The following is a 21,109-nucleotide window of genomic DNA, read 5'->3' as shown; positions in this document are numbered from 1 at the left end:
CTGAAACATTCACTAGAGGAATATCCATGAGCAGTACCAACCACGTTGAATTAAGAAACGTGACCAAGCAGTTTGGCAGCCAAAAGGCCGTCAACCAAGTCGATCTAGTTCTCAAGGCTGGCGAGAGCGTCGGCATGGCAGGACACAACGGTGCAGGCAAATCTACCATTATGAAGCTGATACTCGGCCTGATTACGCCGACCAAGGGCGAAGTGATGCTTTTGGGAGAGCCGACCGGCAGTAAAGCAGGGGCGCAGCGTCGCAGCCAAATCGGTTACCTGCCTGAAACGGTTGCATTGCACCCTTCATTGACCGGTATCGAAACCATGGATTTCTATGCCAAGCTGAAAAAACAGCCCCTGAGTAAAAACCGCGAATTGCTCGAGCGTGTCGGCATTTCCCAGGCCGCACGCCGCCGTGTCGGCACTTACTCTAAAGGTATGCGTCAACGCCTCGCTTTGGCACAAGCCTTGTTGGGCGAGCCTAAAGTTTTATTGTTTGACGAGCCGACTACCGGCCTTGATCCGGCTTCGCGTCAAATGTTTTACGAAGTTGTGCGCGAACTCAATGGGCGCGGTGCAACCGTATTGCTCAGCACCCATGCACTGGCCGAGCTTGACGGCCACGCCGACCGCATCATCGTTATGAAAAACGGCGTGAAAGTTGCCGACGGCAGCATGGATGAGTTACATGTTCAAAGCGGCCTGCCGCTGACCGTCAACGTCCGCTTGAAAGAAGCGCGCCCGTTGAGCGAGCGTTGGCATCCGCTTTCAGACGGCCTGTCATACCAAGCACAATGTAAAGCAGAAGAGCGCATGGCTCTTTTGAGCGAATTGGGTGATTTGGGCAGTCTTGCCTACATCGATATCCACACGCCTACACTTGACGATATGTACGCGCAATTCTTGAAGAGGGAAGACGTATGAACCCCGTTTGGATTATTACCGGCAAAGAAGTCCGAGACAGCCTGCGCAACCGTTGGGTTCTTGCCGCCGCACTTTTGCTTGCCGCATTGGCACTGTCATTAGGCTTTCTCGGCAGCTCGCCTACCGGTTCGGTCAAGGTTGATCCCTTGACGGTAACCGTAGTCAGTCTGTCCAGCCTGTCTATCTTCTTGATCCCGCTGATTGCGATGTTGCTCTCTTATGATGCACTGATTGGCGAAATCGAGCGTGGTACAATGGCGTTGCTGCTAAGTTACCCCATCTCGCGCAACCAAATCCTTGCCGGTAAATTTATCGGCCATCTCATCATTCTTGCCCTTGCTACCACGGCAGGCTACGGATTGGCAGGTATTACCCTTCAGCTTGCCAACGGCGGTTTTGATATTGCCGCATGGCAGCCTTTCGCTCTTTTGATTGCTGCCAGCGTGATTCTTGGCGCAGCCTTTTTGTCCATGGGCTATTTGATCAGCGCAAAAGTTAAAGAACGCGGTACCGCCGCCGGTATCGCCATCGGCGTATGGCTGTTTTTTGTCGTTATTTTCGATATGGCGCTTTTGGGTGTTTTGGTTGCCGATACCGAACAAGTCATTACCGCGCCTGTAGTGGAAACCGTTCTTTTGTTCAACCCCGCAGACATTTACCGTCTGCTGAATCTGACGGGTTACGAAAATACAGCCATGTATGCCGGCATGGCAGGTTTGAGCGAACAAATCAGCCTGAGTATGCCTATTTTGCTGACGGCTCAGGTATTATGGGTTATCATTCCTTTGATTTTAGCCGCCTGGATTTTCGGAAAGCGACAAATATGAGAAAAATATTATTGACAACCTTCACACTCATCGCATTGGCAGCCTGCAGCAAGCAGGATAACAGCCCTCCGCCTGCGCCCCAACAAATCAGCGACAGCGCAGTCGGTCATTACTGCAGCATGAATTTGACTGAACACAACGGCCCTAAAGCGCAAATCTTCTTGAACGGCAAACCTGACAAACCGGTTTGGTTTTCCACTATCAAGCAGATGTTCGGTTACACCAAACTGCCCGAAGAGCCTAAAGGCATTCATGCCATCTATGTTACCGATATGGGTAAAGTCAAAGATTGGGAAAAACCCAATGCCGACACTGAATGGATAGATGCGAAAAAGGCCTATTACGTTATTGAAAGCAGCTTTATCGGCGGCATGGGTGCGGAAGATGCGCTTCCGTTTGCCGACAAGGCTCAGGCTGAAAAATTCGCCAAAGAAAAAGGCGGCAGAGTAGTCGGTTTTGCAGAGATGCCCGACGAATACATTTTCAAATAAAACAACCAATAAAGGCCGTCTGAAACAGTTTCAGACGGCCTTTGTGTTGGAAGCTGCCGATTGCTGATTTAATGAATGCTGCTTTCAATATAAAGATAAAAAATCTAAGGAATACTTTATGTCCACCCCTTTAACGCGTCGCCGCTTCATTGCCATCGCCACCACACTTGCCGCCGGTGCCGGCATTCCCTTTGCCATCAGCCGCAAAACCAATCAACCGACTCATCCGGCCAGCCCAAATCAAGAAGAGCAGCCAGTTATTTGGAGAGGCATTGCATTGGGTTCGGGCGCGGAGTTGCGTTTGTTCGGCGTTGAGCGCAAGCAGGCAGAAATATTGGTCAACAAAGTATTGGCGGAAGTTTTACGGTTGGAAAAAATCTTCAGCCTGTATCGGGACGACAGCCTGATCAGCCGTTTAAACCGAGAAGGCCGTCTGAAAAATCCGCCATCCGATTTTTTGCAGCTGCTCAGTACCAGCCGAGATATCCATCAGCTGACGCAGGGTGCGTTTGATCCCAGCATTCAGCCATTGTGGAATCTGTATGCCGATCATTTCAGGCGAAACCCAAAAACCGAAACGCCACCATCTGAGCGCAGTATCAAAGACACGCTCAAATTAGTGGATTTCAACAAAGTCGATTTTGATACCAAAGAAATCCGTTTTGCCCAAAAAGGCATGGGCTTGTCGCTTAACGGCATTGCCCAAGGCTATATCACCGACAAAGTAGCTGAATTGTTGAAGCAGCAAGGCGTTACCCAGGCATTGATTGATATGGGGGAGATTTACGGCTTTGATAATGCCAACCAGCGCGAGTGGAATGTCAGCATTCGCAATCCCGACCAAGAAGACCAAATCCTGACCACCATCGCCATGAAAAACCAAGCCTTTGCCACATCGGGCGGCTATGGCACGGTAATGGACGAAGCTGGTAAATTTACCCATCTTTTTGATCCGCGTACAGGCGGAAGCCAGCCGCGCTATAAAAGCATGAGCGTCATGGCGGAAAGTGCGGCAGTTGCCGATGCTTTTTCTACCGCATTTTCTATTATGGATGAAGCGGCCATCCGAGCAGCGGCCCAAGTTAAAAAGGCACAGGTTTGGCTGGTGATGCCGAATAATGAATTGAAGAAGATTGGAAGTTGAGGAGAAGGGCGGCCTTGCCTGTGATTTTGACTATGTGTATAGGGCAGGGAAGGCTTGATTGCTGAAAAAATGGAGGATAAAAAAGAAGGGCTGCCCAAGGGGGCAACCCTGAAACTCTTGCAGCTGGGAGTAATTAGCAAGAGATTACGACACTTAAACAAAAATTCACTCATTTCAAAGCACGAAGCTTTAATATCTAAGCAAAACGGTATTTCGACCGCTCAAACCCCTTCGATACGGAGAAACACAACATATATGGAAAAATCCGACAAAGTGGTTTGAAGCAATTCAGATGAACGGTCTGTAATTCAGATAACCGGATGTCTTTAGATGAACGGTATAATATCAGGATAAGCGGAGCATTACTAGTGAATATTATAAAAAAGTAGAATAATTCATTTAGTGATTGATTATATTGAATAAAAACATGATTTCTTATTGAACTTTTTTACAACATATTGATTTGGTTTTAAAAAGGGAATTACGTAAGTATTTGGTGTTAATAAAAAAACTTGTTTTGAGCTTTGAGAAGAGATAATCAATAGAAAAAGGCCGTCTGAATGTTCAGACGGCCTTTTTTCAAAAAGTTACTTATTTGGTTGCAGAAGCAGTAGAAGCAGCTTCGGCTTGAGCACCTGCAGCTGCGTTTTCACCCCATGCAGCAGGATATTTGTAACCGGCAAAGCGTTTTTGTGAGTAGGCTTTGAACTCGTCAGAGTTGTAGGCTTCGGTTACATCTTTCAGCCATTGGCTGTCTTTGTCGGCGGTGCGGACGGCAGACCAGTTAACGTAGGCAAAGCTTGGCTCTTGGAACAGGGCTTCAGTCAGTTTCATGCCGCTGCTCATGGCGTAGTTGCCGTTAACGACGGCAAAGTCAACGTCGGCACGGCTGCGTGGCAGTTGGGCGGCTTCAAGTTCTACGATTTGGATGTTTTTTGGGTTTTCGGCAATATCGTTTTTAGAAGCAGTCAGCGGATTAACGTCGGCTTTCAGTTTAATCCAGCCCAATTCGTTCAACATAACCAATGCACGGGCAAAGTTAGATGGGTCGTTAGGTGCAGAAACGCTGACACCGTCTTTCACTTCGTCCAAAGATTTCAATTTGCCAGGATACAGGCCCAAAGGTGCAGTCGGTACTTGGAAGGCTTCAACGATGTCCAACTTGTGTTCTTTTTTGAAGTCGTCCAGATAAGGTTTGTGTTGGAAGATGTTGATGTCCAATTCGCCTTCAGCCAAAGCAAGGTTGGGGCGCACATAGTCGGTGAACTCGATCAGTTTGACTTTATAGCCTTTTTTCTCCAAAGCCGGTTGGATTTGGTCTTTTACCATATCGCCGAAGTCGCCGGCAGTTGTACCGAAGACGATTTCTTTTTTCTCTGCACCGTTGTCGGCAGAAGAAGCGGCAGAAGCAGCAGGAGCGCTGTCTTTTTGACCACCGCAGGCAGCCAGTACGATGGCGAGCGCAGCGGCTGAAAGGGTTTTGAAGAATGTGTTGGTTTTCATATTTTTCTCCTGATGGATGATAAAACGGTTTCAGACGGCCTCAAGCTGCCGCCGTTAAAAAAAGAGGGATTGTAAATCTATTTTAGGAATATGAGGATGTTTTTTGTAAATTTATTTGGAATATATATCCTAATATGTTCTAAACAGATAACAGGCCGTCTGAAAAATAGTAAGTCCATTTCAGACGGCCTGTTTGCTTAACGTTTGTCCAGTTTGCGTGCCAATCTGTTGCCGATACCTTGAATCAGGATAACGAGTAAAACCAGGATGGCGACAAGAAAGATGATAACTTCCGTTTGAGAGCGGTAGTAGCCGTAACGGATGGCAAAGTCGCCCAAGCCGCCGCCGCCAATCATACCTGCCGCCGCGCTGTACGACAGAAGGCTGATAGACAGTACGGTAATGCTGGAAACCATACCTGCGCGCGCTTCATTCAAAAGCACTTTGTAGATGATGCTCATGGGCGAGGCACCCATTGCGGAGGCCGCTTCAATCACGCCTCTGGGCACTTCGCGTAGATTTTGCTCGACCAGACGGGCGAAGTAGAACAGGCCGGATATGCTCAATACCAATGAGGCGGCAATCGGGCCGATGCTCGTGCCAATGATGGCGCGTGTAATAGGAATCATGGCAATCATCAGGATGACGAAAGGGAAGGCACGCACCAGATTGACAATGTTGTTCAAAAACAAATTCAGCTGTTTGTTGTAGTGCAACTGATGGCTAGATGTCACAAACAGCAATACGCCCAAAATCGTACCGAAGATAACGGCGAAAGTAGTCGATAGGCCGACCATAATAAAGGTTTCGCCCAAGGCTTGGATAATTTCGCCCTTCATGCCGACGATAGTCTCAACAGCACGTTCAAATGTCAAATTTGCCATATTAGTCCTCTCGAATCAGCTCTTGCCCGATTTCGGATTGGGCATGGATTTGGTTGCCGTGTACTTCAACGATTTCCAGCAGACGGCCTTTGTCCAAGAGGGCGGCACGGTCGCACAGGCGGCGGATAACGCTCATTTCGTGGGTAACGATGACGATGGTTACGTTGAAACGTCGGTTGATGTCTTCCAAACACTTCAAAACGCTGCGCGTAGTGGCGGGGTCGAGGGCGGAAGTGGGTTCGTCGGCGAGGATGACTTGAGGTTGCGGTGCCAGCGCACGGGCAATGCCGACACGTTGTTTTTGACCGCCGGAAAGTTGGGAAGGGTAATGGTTGGCACGGTCTTGTAAATCAACGATTTCCAAACATTCTTCAACACGCGCTTGGATTTTTTTAGACGGCCATTTGGCAATTTCTAAAGGAAAAGCGACATTTTCGGCAACGGTACGGTTGCTTAAAAGATTGAACTGTTGGAATACCATGCCGATGTTTTGTCGGGCGTGGCGCAGTTGCGTAGCGTTGAGCGCGGTTAGTTCTTGGCCGCATACGTTGACGGTACCTGTATCCGGACGTTCCAATAAGTTAATCAGGCGCAGTAGGGTGGATTTGCCTGCACCGGAGTAGCCCATCAGGCCGAAGATTTCACCCTGTTTGATTTCGAGGCTGGTCGGCTCGACGGCGACAAAGTCTTTTTTGTCGCGTGTTTGATAGTGTTTGGAGACGTGATCCAGAATAATCATGGTTTATCCGTGTTTTCTTTAATTCGTGTGGCCATCAGGGTGTGCAGACGGCGGTTGTCGGCGCGTGCGACGGTAAATTGCAGGCTGCCGATGATGACTTTTTCGCCGCGTACGGGCAGGTGTCCCAACTCTTGAATGACCAGGCCGCCGATGGTGTCGGCTTCTTCGCTGCTGTATTCCGTGCCGAAGAAGGTGTTGATGTCTTCGATTTCGGTAGCCGCGTGGATGCGCCAGCGTTCGGAAGAAACGGCGTGGATATTGTCGGCGCTGTCGTCTTCGTCAAACTCGTCTTCGATGTCGCCGACGATTTGCTCGATGATGTCTTCAAAGGTTACCAGGCCGGATGTGCCGCCGTATTCGTCAATGACAATCGCCATGTGGTTGCGTTGTTCGCGGAATTCTTTTAAAAGGGAGGTCAGTGATTTGCCTTCGGGAACGAAAACGGCAGGGCGCAAGACGGATTTCAGGTGGAACTGCTCGGGGTTGAACATATATTTGAGCAGGTCTTTGGCGTGCAAAATACCCAAAACTTCGTCTTTGTCTTCGCCGATGACGGGGAAACGCGAATGGGCGGTTTCGATGACGTAGGCCGTGATGCGCTCGATGCTGTCGTTCTCTTTCAATACGTTCATGCGGCTGCGCGTAATCATGGCGTCGCGAACTTCCAGCTCGGCAAAGTCCAATACTTTTTCCAGCCGGGTCAGTGTATCGGCGTCAAAAACTTCCTGCTCGTGCGCTTGGCGCAGCAGGGTCAATACGTCTTCGGCGGAGTCGGGCTCGCCGGCAAGTCGGGAGATCAGGCGTTCGAAAAACTTGGGTTTCGACTGCGTACCGTCCATTTTAATATTCGTCCTCTTGGTAGGGGTTGGGGAAGCCTGCCGCCAGCATCAGGCGGATTTCTTCGGCTTCCATTATTTCGGCTTCATCGTCTTCGATATGGTCGTAGCCCATCAGGTGTAAAGTACCGTGCATGGTCAGGTGGGCAAAATGCTGCTCGGGTGTTTTGCCTTGTTCGGCGGCTTCTTTCAAAACCACTTGCGGGCAAATCACCAAATCGCCATACAGGCCGTCTGAAAACTGGTCAGGCAGGATTTCGCCTTCGTTGAGCGCGAAACTCAATACATTGGTGGCGTAATCTTTGCCGCGGTAGTCGCGGTTGTAAGCTCGGGCTTCTTCTTCGTCTAGAAGAATCAGGCTGATGTCTGCGCGGTGGTATTCGTTTTTCAAGGCAGACCATGCCCAGCGGTAAAAATCGCGTTCGCTCGGAAGGCCGGCGGCGGAAGAGGCGTTTTCAAAGTTCAGATGAAAACGTTGCTGCTGTAAGGATAAAAAAGGATATTGTTTGGCGCGTTTCATGTTGTCCGGAAAATTTGGTTTTTAGGCGTAAATATAACATATTCACCTCCATGCCGTCTGAAAAACCGCCCAAAATATGATAGACTTCATGCCGTTTTCTATCTTTCAGGCAACCATTATGAACCCGAAAAAACTCGTTATCGCCAGTCGCGAAAGCCTGCTTGCCATGTGGCAGGCAAAACATATCCAAGGCCGTCTGAAAGCCCTGTATCCCGATTGCGAAGTCGAGATTTTGGGCATGACCACGCGCGGCGACCAGATTTTGGACAGAACTTTGTCAAAAGTCGGCGGTAAAGGCTTGTTTGTCAAAGAGTTGGAACAGGCTTTGTATGACGGCAGGGCCGACTTGGCCGTACATTCGATTAAAGACGTACCGATGGATTTGCCTGAAGGTTTCGCGCTCGCAGCCATCGGCGAACGCGCCAATCCGTTTGACGCGTTTGTGTCCAACCAATACGCGCGTTTGGAAGAAATGCCCAAAGGCGCTGTCGTAGGCACATCCAGCCTGCGCCGCGAAGCCCAGTTGCGCGCGCGCTATCCGCATTTGGTCATCAAACCTTTGCGCGGCAATGTGCAAACCCGTTTGTCTAAACTCGATAACGGCGAATACGACGCGATTATTTTGGCTGCCGCCGGTTTGCAGCGTCTGGAATTGGACGAACGCATCCGCATGATTTTGTCGGAATCCGACAGCCTGCCTGCCGCCGGACAAGGCGCATTGGGTATTGAAATTGCAGCGCATCGCGAAGATTTGTACGAAGTCTTGAAGCCTTTGAACCACGATACCACACACGCCTGCGTGACTGCCGAACGCGCGTTGGCGCGCGCTTTGGGCGGAAGCTGCCAAGTGCCGCTGGCCGCATATTGCACTGAAGAAAACGGTTTGCTGACCTTGCGCGGCTTGGTCGGTCATCCTGACGGTTCGGTTATTTTGCAGGCAGACGCGCAAGCCCCAGCCGAATACGCCGATGCTTTGGGTCGCGCGATCGCCAAAAAACTGGCGGATGATGGTGCGGAAGAATTGATTGCCGTCGTATTGCAAGAACAGGCTTAAAACAACATAGATCATTTAAAAGGCCGTCTGAAACTTTCAGATGGCCTTTATTTTGTTGATGCTTAAGGATTCATAATCCGAGCAACCAAAGCTTTTTCTTTGCCTTGCATATTCGGGATTTTGACCTGAATGCCGTTGCCTGGGGCAACATCGACAGGCTGGCCTTTGCGGGTCATTTGTTCCAATTTGATGGTTTGGTTGCCGCTCGGGTGGATGATTTCGAGTGAATCGCCGATGGCAAAGCGGTTTTTGACTTCGATGGTCGCCCAGCCGTTTTCATCGATTTCGGTAACGTGGCCGACATATTGGCTTTGTTTGGCGATGGAGTGGCCGGTCAGGTAGTTTTGGTAATCCTGAGTTTGGTGGCGCTCAAGGAAGCCGCTGGTGTAGCCGCGGTTGGCGAGGCCTTCGAGTTCGCTCAACAGGCTGTAATCAAACGGACGGCCTGCAACGGCATCGTCAATCGCTTTGCGGTAGGACTGAGCCACGCGTGCAACATAATAGAGCGACTTGGTACGGCCTTCGACTTTGAGGCTGTCCACGCCGATTTTGGCCAGTTTCTCAACCACTTCAATGCCGCGAAGGTCTTTGGAGTTCATGATGTAGGTGCCGTGTTCGTCTTCCATAATCGGCATCATTTCGCCCGGGCGGTTGGACTCTTCAATCAGGAAAACTTTGTCGGCGTAGGGGTGGCGTTTTTGACCGTTGATGCCTTCAAAGTTTTGGTTGGCTTCTTCTTGGGCTTTTTCAAAGTTGAAACCTTGCAGAAGCTGGGCGTCGCCCGCATCGCTTTCAGTGGCGTTGTGAACCTTGTAGTCCCAACGGCAGGAGTTGGTGCAGGTGCCTTGGTTGGGGTCGCGGTGGTTGAAATAACCGGAGAGCAGGCAGCGGCCGGAGTAGGCGATGCACAACGCGCCGTGAATGAAGACTTCGAGTTCGATATCGGGGCATTCTTGGCGGATTTCAGCGATTTCTTCCATGCTCAATTCGCGTGACAGAATAATGCGTTCGACACCGATGTTTTGCCAGAATTTTACGCCCCAGTAGTTGGTGGTGTTTGCCTGAACGGACAGGTGGATCGGCATTTCCGGCCATTTTTCGCGCACGGTCATGATCAAACCTGGATCCGCCATAATCAGCGCGTCGGGTTTCATGGCAATCAAGGGTTCCATATCGGAAACGAAGGTTTTGAGTTTGGAGTTGTGCGGCAGCGTATTGACGGTCAGGAAGAATTTTTTGTTGCGCTCGTGTGCTTCTTTAATGCCTTGTTCGAGGACGTCGAGTTTGGCAAATTCGTTGTTGCGGGCACGCAGGGAGTAACGCGGGCTGCCGGCGTAAACGGCATCTGCGCCGTAATCGTAGGCGGCGCGCATACGTTCGAGGCCGCCTGCCGGTAATAAGAGTTCGGGTGCTTTCATGTTTTATGCTTTTTAAAATGTTTTCAGACGGCCTTTAAGGGAAGAGGGAAGGCCGTCTGAAAGATGTTTGAAGAATGGGCGGATTATCCGCTGTTTTTGTGTTTCGGTCAATTTTGTGTCGGGTTTGCGCTTTGTTTTTTATACGGAAAATGTCCTGTATGGGCAAAGGCAAAAAGGGGCTGCAATTCATTGGAAATGTAAAAAAAGCAGGGTTGGGCGGAATAATTTAACAAAAAACCGTTCAAGCAATGTATTTTCTTGTAAAATATCAAGCTTCATTTTAAAAAATATTCGGATTAGTTACCGATTTTGACCGACGGAAGGGTTATGGATTTTCGTTTTGACATTATTTATGAATACCGCTGGATGTTTTTATACGGCGTGTTGACAACGCTGGGACTGACGGTGGTTGCAACGGCAGGTGGCTCGGTTTTGGGTTTGCTGCTGGCATTGGCGCGTTTGATCAATCCGGAAAAAGCCGGTGCACCGATGCGTGCCTTGGCTTGGGTTTTGCGTAAGATTTCCTTTTGGTATGTGACGTTGTTTCGCGGTACGCCATTGTTTGTACAAATTGTGATTTGGGCTTATGTTTGGTTCCCATTTTTCGTTCACCCGGCCGATGGTGTGCTGATTAGCGGCGAAGCAGCTGTTGATCTGCGCCGTTCTTATGGTGCGCTGATTGCCGGCTCTTTGGCTTTGGTTGCGAACTCGGGTGCGTATATTTGTGAAATTTTCCGTGCCGGTATTCAATCGATTGATAAGGGTCAAATGGAAGCTGCGCGTTCTTTGGGTCTGACCTATACTCAGGCGATGCGTTATGTGATTTTGCCGCAAGCTTTGCGCCGTATGTTGCCGCCATTGGCCAGTGAGTTTATTACGTTGTTGAAAGACAGCTCATTGCTTTCTGTCATCGGCGTGGCAGAGTTGGCTTATGTACAAAGCACGATTACCGGCCGCTATTCTGTTTATGAAGAGCCGCTTTATACAATCGCGTTGATTTATTTGGTGCTGACAAGCTTTTTGGGTTGGGTATTCCTGCGATTGGAAAGCCGTTACAATCCGCAACACCGCTAATCGCTTTAAATCAAAAAAAAGGAGACTTTTTCAAGTCTTCCTTTTTTTATTTGCCGTCAATGTTTCAGACGGCCTTGAATCAGAATGCTTCGCCTACTTTGACACCGCCTGCGATGTCTTTAGGCGTTGCCAGTTTGGCAGTTGCTTGTTGGGTGGCTTGGAATGCTTCGGTTGCCATGATGTCGGCAGCTTCTTGTACGGTCAATGTATTGGCCATGTATTGCCAACGTGCTGCCAAGTCGGCGTTTGCCGGTGCGTGGAAGCCGTCTCGCAATTCATCTACCAAGTCAGGGCGGTTGCACACCAGTACAATATCGCAGCCTGCTTCAAAAGAAAGGTGGGCGCGTTCTTTAATACCGCCGACACCACATGCGCCTTCCATGGTCAGGTCGTCTGAAAAGATAACGCCGTTAAATCCGATTTCTTGGCGCAGGATTTGTTTCAGCCATTTTTCGGAGAAGCCGGCAGGTTGGCTGTCGATTTGCGGGTATACGACGTGGGCAGGCATGACTGCGGCCATGCCTGCTTGGCTCAGTGCGCGGAAGGGGATAAGGTCGGCGGCTTCGAGCGCTTCGCGGCTGCGTTCGTCGCAAGGCAGGACGTGATGGCTGTCGCCTTCGACAAAGCCGTGGCCGGGGAAGTGTTTGCCGCAAGATTTCATGCCGCCTTTGTTCAGGCCTTTTTGCAGGGCAAGGGCAAGCTGGGTCACGATGTTGGCGTCGCGGTGGAAACTGCGGTTGCCGATGACGGCGCATTGACCCCAGTCCAAATCCAATACAGGTGTAAAGGATAGGTCGATACCGCAGGCGGAGAGTTCGGTTGCCAAAACCCAGCCGACTTGTTCTGCTTGGGCGCAGGCGGCTTCTTTGCCTTCGTTGTCCCAAATTTCGCCCAATACGTTCATGGCCGGCAGGCGGGTAAAGCCGTCAATAAAACGTTGAACCCGTCCGCCTTCGTGGTCGACGGCGATGATGAGTTCAGGTGTACGGACGGCTTTGATTTCTTGAACCAAAGCTTTGAGCTGGGAAACGTTTTCAAAGTTGCGGCGGAACAAAATAACGCCACCGATGGCAGGGTCGAGCAGGCGTTGTTTTTCTTCTTCGGTCAGATGATAGGCAGCGACGTCGGCCATGACTGGGCCGCGTGGAAGATGAGGCGTATTCATTGTTTTGTCCTGAATAATGTATATATTGGATAATCGTTATGTTCAGACGGCCTGAGAGTGTAGGAATATCTCAGGCCGTCTGAATATTGGTTTTGAATTAGGCAGTTGCTTTTTTCTTGTCTTTTAAGATCAAAATCAACACAACCATCACGATACCGGTTACCACAAAACCTAAAGGTGCAGAGCCAGTCATGCCCAGCACGAGGTAGCCTGAGGCGGCAGACGCGGCTACGGTCAGCGCGTAAGGGAATTGCGAGGTAACGTGGTCGATGTGGTTACAGTGTGCGCCGGTAGAAGAGAGGATGGTGGTGTCGGAAATCGGCGAGCAGTGGTCGCCAAATACGGCACCGGCCATTACGGCAGACATGCAAGGGATAATCAGCGATGGTTCGACTTTGACGGCCATGGCGGCGGCAATCGGCAACATGATGCCGAATGTACCCCAGCTTGTGCCGGTAGCGAAGGCCATCACGCCTGCGAGCATAAACAAAATCACGGGCAGGAAGCCTGCGTGGATATTGCCTGCCACCAAAGTGGAGAGGTATTCGCCGGTGTGCATCTCGCTGACAACGGTGCTGATGATCCATGCCAAAATCAAGATGGTAATGGCACCGCGCATAGAGATGATGCCCTGCCAAATGGCTTTAGGGTAATCGTTAGTTTTGATGGTGCCGATGGTGCAGAGGATGACGGCCAATACACCGCAAGTACCGCCGAACACGAGGGAAGTGTTCACGTCGGTATTTTCAAACGCGCTGAGCAAAGAGAAGGTTTCAGAAGCTTGTGCGCCAGTGTAAATCATGGCGGAAACAGTGGTGACGATCAGTACCAAAACCGGCACAATCAGTGCGAATACACGGCCGTTGGGATGGCCTGTTTCAACGGTTTCATCATGAATTTCATTCAAAGCGGCGCGTTCCAAACTGGCCATGGAGCCGATATCGAAGGAGAACCAAGCCACGACAAACACCATAATCAATGCGAAGACGGCGTAGTAATTCATCAGGCTCATGGCCACGAATGCGCCCATTGGCGTGTAGTCTGTAATGTTGTAAGTTACCAAAAGGCCGGCCAAAGTAGCGATAATCGATGCGCCCCAGCTTGATACCGGCATCAAAACGCACATCGGTGCGGCAGTGGAGTCTAGGATATAAGCCAGTTTGGCGCGGGAAACTTTGAATTTGTCGGTTACAGGGCGGGCAATCGCACCGACGGCAAGACTGTGGAAATAGTCGTCAATAAAGGTAACGAATACCAGACAGGCGGTCAGCAGCTTCGCACCGCGGCGGCCTTTGATGTGCTGTTTTGCCCAATCGGCAAATGCTTGGTTACTGCCGGAATGTGTCAGCAGGGAAGTGAAAATCCCCAAAAGCACCAAAAAGAGCAGGATTTTTGGTTTGCCCAAAGACCAATCGCCATCCGACCAAGTCAGGCTGACAGCCATGTCTTTTAAGTGAACCAAGGCATCAAGTGGATTACCGCCTACCAGCAGGAATGAGCCGACGATAATGCCGACACCTAGGGACAGCAATACACGGCGCGTGGCAATGGCCAAAGCGAGCGCAATGGCTGCCGGGACGATGGATAAAATAGAATTTGAATAATTAATAAGTTGCATAATTATATTGTATATAAGCGGTGAAATATTTTCAGACGGCCTAAACTGGAAGACGGATAACAAAATACCCACCGCCTCTGACAGATGGGTATTTTATCATCTAACACATCATCATGCCGTCTGAAAAATCGGACTACTGCAGATTTAACGCAAGGAACAAAGTATTGCCTTCGCGTTGTACCAAAAGCGGTACGTTTTTGCCTGCGCTTTCCAATGCGCTGCGGAAAGTTGATTCGTCATTGACGCTGATTTGGCTGACGGCAATGATTTCGTCGCCGCGTTTGAGGCCGGCACGTTCGGCCGCACCGCTAACGCGCAGAACGATTAAGCGTTGTTTGCCGTCTGCGTTTTCAACCTGCAGGGTAACGCCTGCATTTTCAACGGTAAATCCGTCATGGCCGCCTTCGTGTTGCGGGTGTTCGGCTTCTTTTGCAGAAGTTTCCGTTTGTTCGGCTGCGCTGCCAAGTTTGACTTTGACATCGGTTTGTTTGCCACCGCGCCAAATGCTCAAAGTCACTTCTTTTCCCGGCATCATCGAGCCGACCATGACCGGCAAATCGCTGGAGGCGCGGACTTCTTCTCCGTTTACGCTGCGGACAATATCGCCGACTTGCAACCCGGCTTGTTGCGCTGCGCTGTTCGGCATGATTTTGGCAATCAGCGCGCCGCTTGCTTTGTCCAAACCGAAAGATTTGGCCAAATCGTAAGAAACTTCTTGGATAACCACGCCTAATTGACCGCGTTGGACTTTGCCGTTGGCTTTTAATTGATCGGCCACATTCATGGCAACATCAATCGGAATGGCAAACGAAATGCCCATGAAACCGCCGCTTCGGCTGTAAATTTGCGAGTTGATGCCGACTACTTGGCCGCGGAGGTTGAATAACGGGCCGCCTGAGTTGCCGGGGTTGATGGCAACGTCGGTTTGGATGAACGGCGTGTAGTTTTCATTCGGCAGGCTGCGGCCTTTGGCGGAGACGATGCCTGAAGTTACGCTGTTGTCAAAGCCGAAAGGTGCGCCGATGGCGGCTACCCATTCGCCCGGTTTCAAATCTTTCGGGTTGCCGATTTTGACAACCGGCAAGTCTTCTTGCGGCTCAATTTTTAAGAGGGCAACGTCGGATTGGGCGTCTGAGCCGACCAGTTTGGCCGTGTATTCGCGTTTGTCGTTGAGCAGGACTTTGATATTGCCCATGCCGGCAACCACGTGGGTATTGGTCAGGATATAGCCGTCTTTGCTGATGATGAAGCCGGAACCGAAATTCAAATCGTCGCTTTCAGTATCTTCTTGCGGCATATCGGGCATATTGGGAACAAGGCGCTTGAAGAACTCGTAAAACGGATCGTTGTCGGGGAATTGGCTCAGGTCCATGCTGTGGTCGTCATCCGGTGTCGCAGTGCGTTTCGCCGGTGTCGCTTGAATATTGACGACGGCCTGTCCTTCGTTTTGCACCAGTTGGGCGAAGTCGGGCAACAACATGCCGACTTTTCCGTCATCGGTATTGGTTTCTATGCGTTGAACGAGTTCTTTGTTTTCGTCTTTGCCGAAAAAGGTGCTGACTTTGTCGCAACCTGAAAGAAGGGAAGCTGAGAGAACAGCAAGGGCCAGATATGTGTTTGTTTTAATATTCACGAAAGTTCCTTTTGCCGGTGCCTATCGTATTGTCGGCATGAGTTTGAGCCGGCAGGCAGTTTTATTGTTTGAATGCTGTTAAAATGTATAAAATAGGATTTTTACATTTTTAACGGTTTTTTTTCAAGCATTTCATTTTAAATGAAAAAATGATGATTGGGATTTTATTGTTTTAAGGCCGTCTGAAAGCTTTGGAATATGACCTGTCGGTCGGTTCGCTTCTTTCAGACGGCCTTTAAATTGTGGTTAGTCGTGTTGATCCAAATGGTAGATCTGCGCCACGGCATCGATTAATTCGCTGTTGTCCGAGCCGGCTTTATTGAGCGTGCGTGTCGGAGAGTGGAGCAGTTTGTTGGTCAACTGAATGGAGAGGCGTTCGAGGACATCCTCGGCGGATACGCCTTTTGCCAGTTGCTTCATGGCATTTTCCAATACTTGGCGGCGCGCACGTTCGCCTTCGTCGCGCAAGGCGCGAATAAGCGGAACGCTTTGACGGTTTTTCTGCAGGCGGATAAATTCACTGACTTTTTCTTCCACCATGCTTTCAGCCGCCGCCGCTGCTTTTTTGCGCGCATCTTTACCGCTTTGGACGATGTCCATCATGTCGTCTACAGTATAGAGATATGCGTCTTCCAATTCGCCGACTTCGGCTTCGATATCGCGCGGAACGGCCAAATCCAGCAGGAAAACAGGCATGTTGTGGCGTTTTTTCAATGCGCGCTCGATCATGCCTTTGCCGACGAGGGGCAGTTGGCTGGCAGTGGAAGAAACAACCACGTCGTAATCGTGAAGAATATCGGGTAATTCGTTCAGCAGGCAGGCTTCGGCGTTGACACCGAGTTTGTCGCACAATTCCTGCGCACGCTGGTGTGTGCGGTTGGCAACGGTAATGAGCTTGGGATTTTTGGCAGCAAAATAAGTTGCCACCAGTTCAATCATTTCGCCTGCGCCGATAAAGAGGACGTTCAGATCGGAAATGGAAGGGAAAATTTGCTCTGCCATTTTGACCGATGCAGAGGCCATGGATACGGAGTTTTCGCCGACAGCAGTGTCGGTACGCACTTCTTTGGCAACGGCAAAGGTTTTTTGAAACAGGGCGTTTAAGTGGGTGTTGATGCTTTCCTGTTCTTGTGCAACGCGGACAGCATCTTTGATTTGACCGAGAATTTGCGGTTCACCTAAGACCATGGAGTCCAAACCGCAGGCGACGCGGAAGGCGTGGCGGACGGTTTCATTGTTATCCAAGGTATAGAGGTAAGGGCGGATTTCTTCGGCAGGCAGGTCGTGATATTGCGCCAACCAGTCGATGATTTTTCGGTTTCACCGACGCAGTAAAGCTCGGTGCGGTTGCAGGTAGAAAGAATAACTGCTTCTTCCGCCGCCTCACTGCGCGCAAGGTTGGACACGGCATCCGGCAGATTTGCAGCTGCAAATGCCAGTTTTTCGCGTATGCTCAAGGGCGCGGTTTGGTGATTAAGTCCGACGACGGTAAGTTGCATGGTTATGGTATGACTGGGTAGTGTGCGTGGTGGGTATTATAGCTTAAGTGGGCTTTAAAATGAATGTGTTGGGGGAGAAGATACAATGAGGTTTGCCATCGAAAAGGCCGTCTGAAAAGATTCAGACGGCCTTTTTATCAAGAAAGGCTTAAACGACTTCCGCTTCTTCTGCCAAGAAACCGCGCAATTTTTGCATGGCTTTGGCTTCGATTTGGCGGATGCGTTCGGCAGATACGCCGTATTCGGCAGCCAATTCGTGCAGGGTCAAACCGCCATCGTCTTGCAACCAGCGGCTTTCAACGATATGGCGGCTGCGGTCGTCCAGTTGCGCCAAGGCGTTTTGCAGACCTTCGGTTTGCAGGGCGTAGTGGGCTTGTTTGGACAACTGACGGCTAGGCTCTGCATCGTGATCGGCCAACCAGTCGATAGGGGCGAAGTTGTCTTCGTCATCGTTGTTTTCTGCCATGATGCCGATATCGTGACCGGTCATGCGTTGCTCCATTTCCAAGACTTCGGACAATTTAACGCCCAAATCGTCGGCGATTTCTTGCGCTTCTTTTGGAGACAAGGCATTCAGGTTTTTACGCATGCTGCGCAGGTTGAAGAACAGTTTGCGTTGCGGTTTGGTTGTGGCAACGCGAACCAAACGCCAGTTGCGCAAAATGAATTCGTGGATTTCGGCTTTAATCCAATGCACGGCAAACGAAAACAGGCGCGCGCCGCGACTTGGTTCGTAGCGTTTGACGGCTTTCATCAGGCCGATATTGCCTTCTTGAATCAGGTCGGCTTGGTTGAGGCCGTAGCCGTCGTAGCCGCGTGCAATGGATACGACGACGCGAAGATGGGACAGAATAAGCTGTTTGGCGGCATTGAGATCGCCTTTTTGTTGACGTTCGGCCAGTTGTGTTTCTTCTTCGGCAGTCAGCATGGGAATGCTGTTGACAGTATGAATGTATTGCTCGAGGCTACCGTTGCCGCTGTGGATAACGGGTAATGCAAAAGCTTTATTCATAAAAGGATACTCTCCTTGATTGGGCCGTCTGAAAACGGCTTTTTGTTTATTGTGTGACAAGCAGTATAACACTGCCTGTGGTTTGTTTTGTTATGGGTTGGATTTTTTCTGTAAATTAACGATAGATTCAATAGTTTTTACTGCTTAAATTGCAAGGTTTGATTGTTTTAAAAAATTTGAGTGATTTGCTAGGTTTTGGGTAAGTATATTACAAACATTTCTGTATGTAAATAGTTTTATCAATAAAAAAAGACCTTGTATAACAAGGTCTTAAAATTTTTTATTCTGGTTTCTTCCGGCCAATCAGGATAAGGAATACGCCGATAACGGCCAAAATGCTGATAAGCCATGTTGAGCCGCCTGCTTTCATATAAGGCGTTTCGCCGATATAGCCTTTGACGTGGCCTTCGAGGACGGTTTCTGTGTCCGGTTGGGCTTCGGCAACAATCGTACCTTTAGGGGAAATAATGGCGGTCGCACCGGTATTGGTGGCGCGAACCATGTAGCGGCCCAGTTCCATTGCACGCGCTTGGGATTGTTGAAGCTGCTGATACATGGCATTGGATTTGCCGTACCACGCCATATTGCTGATGTTGGCGAGCAGGGTGGAGCGTTTCGCCGTTGCAATGAGTTCGTCGCCGAAGCCGTCTTCATAGCAGATATTGAAGGCGACTTTTTGATCTTTCATCACCAAAGGCGCCTGGTTGTCGCCGCCTTTTTGAAAGTCGGCCAAAGGCATATCCATCATTTTATAGAGACGCTCGGTAATGGCGGGCAAGGGCTTGTATTCGCCAAAGGGAACGAGGTGGTTCTTGGCGTAGTAGGGGATGGTATCGGAAGTGCTGTTGTGATAGTCGCTCAAATTGATGACGGCATTTTCGTAGCCGTTGCCGTCGGGCGTATATTGGCTGATGCCGATGGCCAATGCACTGCCGTTGCTTTGCGCCTGTTCGGCGAATTGTTCCAAGATGCCTTCGGGCAGGTCTTGGCGCATCAGTGGCAGAGCGGTCTCGGGCAGGATGACGATGTCGGCACTGGTTTTGCTGATTTGTTCGTAGTATTTCTGAATGGTCGGAATGATTTGTTCTTCTTTCCATTTCAGATTTTGCTCGATATTGCCTTGAATCAGGGCAACCGTGCTGGTGCTGCCGTCAGGGCGGGTGTATTCGGTTTGTTGGGAAATGTAGCCGACGGAGCAGAGTGCAACGATAAGGAATAAGGGCAGGAGGCGGTGTTTCAGACGGCCGTGGTTGTCAATCAGCAACACCAGCCATGCGCTGAGGAAAGCGGTTGCCAGCGTGACCATATGAATGCCGCCCAAAGGCGCGAAGCCTGCCAACGGGCTGTCTTTGATGATTTGAGAATAGCCGATTGCACCCCAGCCGAATCCTGTCAGGAAACGTTCGCGGGCAAATTCTGCCAGCGTCCACAAAATCGGCAGCAGGAGGCCGGTTTTGGCCCAGCGCGCCAGGTTGCATTTTTTCCACACCCAAAAACAGATGGCCGGATAAAGCGCGAGAAAAGCCGGCAGCAGGAAGGTGAGGGGGATAGCGTATGAATCCGGCAAACCCGAAATATCATGCAAGGCAGTGTGTATCCAATAAAACTGCGCCGTATAACCGATTAATCCGAACAGATAGGCTGTCATGACGGCAAAGCGCGGACGTAACTCAATCAGGCGTATTAGCGCGCCAAACAACAGCGGCATCAGCCAGAAATGATAATACGGGGCGAAAGTGAACGGTGTCGCGGCGGCAATCAAGATAACCAGCGGCCAGTAAAGCAGCGGATGTTGCCAATATTGTTCGAGTTTACGGAAAATATTCATGCTTTAAATGGTATTGAGGCCGTCTGAAAAATTTTCAGACGGCAGGGAAACAAAATCAGTCTTTTTGAAACAATTTCATTGCAGGCAGGACGATTGCGCAAGCCAATGCACCGGCGGCTACTCCGACCACCAAGTTGGCGATATGTTCCATCATGCCGCTGTCCCAATGTTGCGCGTGGAGGAAATCGTGCAAAAAGCCAAGGTTGTGGGCGATCAGTCCGCCGCCAACCAAGAACATCGCCAGCGTGCCGACAATGCTCAAGCCGCGCATAAACCAAGGCATAAATGAAATCAAACCGCGTCCGATACCTTGCACAGCAACGCTTTTTTGGCGCATCAACATCATGCCGAGGTCGTCAAGTTTGACGATAATGCCGACCAAACCATAGACCAATGCCGTCATGCCGACACCGATGGCGGCCATAACCAAAGAACGCGTCATCAGGTCATATTTTTCAACAACGCCCAGCGCGATAATGATGATTTCGGCTGAGAGGATGAAATCTGTACGGACCGCGCCTTTAACTTTTGTTTTTTCGTCTGTGACTTCAGGCTCGGCATCATGTCCGTCTTCGTGTTCATTGCGGTGTAGAAATTTGTGCAACAGTTTTTCCACGCCTTCAAAACACAAATAAACACCGCCGATCATCAGCAAGGGCGTAATCAGCGCAGGAACGAAAGCGGAAAGCAACAGCGCAAGCGGCACCAGAATCAGCTTGTTGACCAAAGAGCCTTTTGCCACCGCCCAAATGATCGGCAATTCGCGCTCGGCGGATACGCCGGTTACTTGATTGGCATTGAGCGCCAAATCGTCACCGACCACGCCGGCGGTTTTTTTGGCGGCGACTTTGGTCATCATCGCTACATCGTCCAAAACGGCGGTGATGTCGTCCAAAAGCGTAAAGAGAGAGGCGAAGGCCATAATGTTGTCCGGATAA

Annotated in this window: 19 protein-coding genes and 1 pseudogene; 7 read left to right on the top strand and 13 right to left on the bottom strand. The window is 50.2% G+C overall.

What is annotated here, in order from left to right; translation table 11 throughout:
- The first annotated feature begins 26 nt into the window (after nt 1-26).
- The 5 genes from TW89_RS02880 to TW89_RS02860 all read left to right on the top strand — a co-directional run bounded on the left by TW89_RS02880 (nt 27) and on the right by TW89_RS02860 (nt 3,670).
- Nucleotides 27-926, top strand: a complete 900-nt coding sequence (locus TW89_RS02880) for an ABC transporter ATP-binding protein (RefSeq protein WP_049331188.1) — start codon at nt 27-29, stop codon at nt 924-926.
- Nucleotides 923-1,753 (top strand): ABC transporter permease, encoded by an 831-nt coding sequence (locus tag TW89_RS02875; RefSeq protein ID WP_004519673.1) that lies wholly within the window; start codon nt 923-925, stop codon nt 1,751-1,753. The genes TW89_RS02880 and TW89_RS02875 overlap by 4 nt, the downstream gene beginning before the upstream one ends.
- Nucleotides 1,750-2,244 carry a nitrous oxide reductase accessory protein NosL gene (locus tag TW89_RS02870; protein WP_004519674.1) on the top strand — a complete coding sequence of 165 codons (495 nt, stop codon included), beginning with the start codon at nt 1,750-1,752 and terminating at the stop codon, nt 2,242-2,244. Before TW89_RS02875 ends, TW89_RS02870 begins: the two co-directional genes overlap by 4 nt.
- A 118-nt stretch (nt 2,245-2,362) precedes the next feature.
- Nucleotides 2,363-3,388 carry an FAD:protein FMN transferase gene (locus tag TW89_RS02865; RefSeq protein WP_128580495.1) on the top strand — a complete coding sequence of 342 codons (1,026 nt, stop codon included), beginning with the start codon at nt 2,363-2,365 and terminating at the stop codon, nt 3,386-3,388.
- 54 nt (nt 3,389-3,442) lie between these two features.
- Nucleotides 3,443-3,670: a hypothetical protein gene (locus TW89_RS02860; protein WP_128580494.1), complete on the top strand. Its 228-nt coding sequence runs from the start codon at nt 3,443-3,445 to the stop codon at nt 3,668-3,670.
- Nucleotides 3,671-3,979: 309 nt separating this feature from the next.
- On the opposite strand, the gene TW89_RS02855 is transcribed toward TW89_RS02860, so the two are convergent.
- From TW89_RS02855 to ybeY, 5 genes are all read right to left on the bottom strand, one after another.
- Nucleotides 3,980-4,891 (bottom strand): MetQ/NlpA family ABC transporter substrate-binding protein, encoded by a 912-nt coding sequence (locus tag TW89_RS02855; RefSeq protein ID WP_070606802.1) that lies wholly within the window; start codon nt 4,889-4,891, stop codon nt 3,980-3,982.
- A gap of 197 nt (nt 4,892-5,088) precedes the next feature.
- Nucleotides 5,089-5,775, bottom strand: a complete 687-nt coding sequence (locus TW89_RS02850) for a methionine ABC transporter permease (protein ID WP_128580493.1) — start codon at nt 5,773-5,775, stop codon at nt 5,089-5,091.
- Between the two features lies 1 nt (nt 5,776).
- On the bottom strand, nt 5,777-6,514 hold the full coding sequence (locus TW89_RS02845; protein WP_128580492.1) for a methionine ABC transporter ATP-binding protein: 738 nt from the start codon (nt 6,512-6,514) through the stop codon (nt 5,777-5,779).
- On the bottom strand, nt 6,511-7,353 hold the full coding sequence (locus TW89_RS02840) for an HlyC/CorC family transporter (protein ID WP_128580491.1): 843 nt from the start codon (nt 7,351-7,353) through the stop codon (nt 6,511-6,513). The genes TW89_RS02845 and TW89_RS02840 overlap by 4 nt, the downstream gene beginning before the upstream one ends.
- Nucleotide 7,354: 1 nt before the next feature.
- Entirely contained in the window at nt 7,355-7,870 is a 516-nt protein-coding gene (gene ybeY / locus TW89_RS02835) for an rRNA maturation RNase YbeY (protein ID WP_128580490.1), read from the bottom strand.
- Between the two features lie 118 nt (nt 7,871-7,988).
- Here ybeY and hemC point away from each other — a divergent pair, with 118 nt between their 5' ends.
- On the top strand, nt 7,989-8,924 hold the full coding sequence (gene hemC, locus TW89_RS02830) for a hydroxymethylbilane synthase (protein WP_128580489.1): 936 nt from the start codon (nt 7,989-7,991) through the stop codon (nt 8,922-8,924).
- A gap of 62 nt (nt 8,925-8,986) precedes the next feature.
- Here hemC and yegQ read toward each other — a convergent pair whose 3' ends face one another.
- Complete coding sequence (gene yegQ / locus TW89_RS02825; protein WP_003679384.1) at nt 8,987-10,342, bottom strand: tRNA 5-hydroxyuridine modification protein YegQ; 1,356 nt, start codon at nt 10,340-10,342, stop codon at nt 8,987-8,989.
- 327 nt (nt 10,343-10,669) lie between these two features.
- On the opposite strand from yegQ, the gene TW89_RS02820 reads away from it, so the two are divergent.
- Nucleotides 10,670-11,416: an amino acid ABC transporter permease gene (locus TW89_RS02820; RefSeq protein ID WP_128580488.1), complete on the top strand. Its 747-nt coding sequence runs from the start codon at nt 10,670-10,672 to the stop codon at nt 11,414-11,416.
- Between the two features lie 79 nt (nt 11,417-11,495).
- Here TW89_RS02820 and nagZ read toward each other — a convergent pair whose 3' ends face one another.
- The 7 genes and pseudogenes from nagZ to TW89_RS02785 all read right to left on the bottom strand — a co-directional run bounded on the left by nagZ (nt 11,496) and on the right by TW89_RS02785 (nt 21,093).
- Nucleotides 11,496-12,581: a beta-N-acetylhexosaminidase gene (nagZ, locus tag TW89_RS02815; RefSeq protein WP_128580487.1), complete on the bottom strand. Its 1,086-nt coding sequence runs from the start codon at nt 12,579-12,581 to the stop codon at nt 11,496-11,498.
- Between the two features lie 97 nt (nt 12,582-12,678).
- Entirely contained in the window at nt 12,679-14,199 is a 1,521-nt protein-coding gene (locus TW89_RS02810) for a Na+/H+ antiporter NhaC family protein (protein WP_128580486.1), read from the bottom strand.
- A gap of 133 nt (nt 14,200-14,332) precedes the next feature.
- Nucleotides 14,333-15,832, bottom strand: coding sequence for a DegQ family serine endoprotease (locus tag TW89_RS02805; RefSeq protein WP_128580485.1), 1,500 nt, complete (start codon nt 15,830-15,832; stop codon nt 14,333-14,335).
- Between the two features lie 246 nt (nt 15,833-16,078).
- Nucleotides 16,079-17,331 (bottom strand): annotated as a pseudogene (hemA, locus tag TW89_RS02800) (glutamyl-tRNA reductase).
- 148 nt (nt 17,332-17,479) lie between these two features.
- Nucleotides 17,480-18,343: an RNA polymerase sigma factor RpoH gene (gene rpoH / locus TW89_RS02795; protein WP_128580484.1), complete on the bottom strand. Its 864-nt coding sequence runs from the start codon at nt 18,341-18,343 to the stop codon at nt 17,480-17,482.
- 280 nt (nt 18,344-18,623) lie between these two features.
- Entirely contained in the window at nt 18,624-20,171 is a 1,548-nt protein-coding gene (gene lnt / locus TW89_RS02790) for an apolipoprotein N-acyltransferase (protein ID WP_128580483.1), read from the bottom strand.
- Nucleotides 20,172-20,226: 55 nt separating this feature from the next.
- Complete coding sequence (locus TW89_RS02785) at nt 20,227-21,093, bottom strand: DUF808 domain-containing protein (RefSeq protein WP_128580482.1); 867 nt, start codon at nt 21,091-21,093, stop codon at nt 20,227-20,229.
- Nucleotides 21,094-21,109 lie beyond the last annotated feature (16 nt).

The sequence above is a fragment of the Neisseria flavescens genome, assembly GCF_001618065.1.
GTDB lineage: Bacteria > Pseudomonadota > Gammaproteobacteria > Burkholderiales > Neisseriaceae > Neisseria > Neisseria flavescens_A.
Note: the sequence above shows the minus strand (reverse complement) of the source record. Positions and strands in the feature narration are given on the sequence as shown.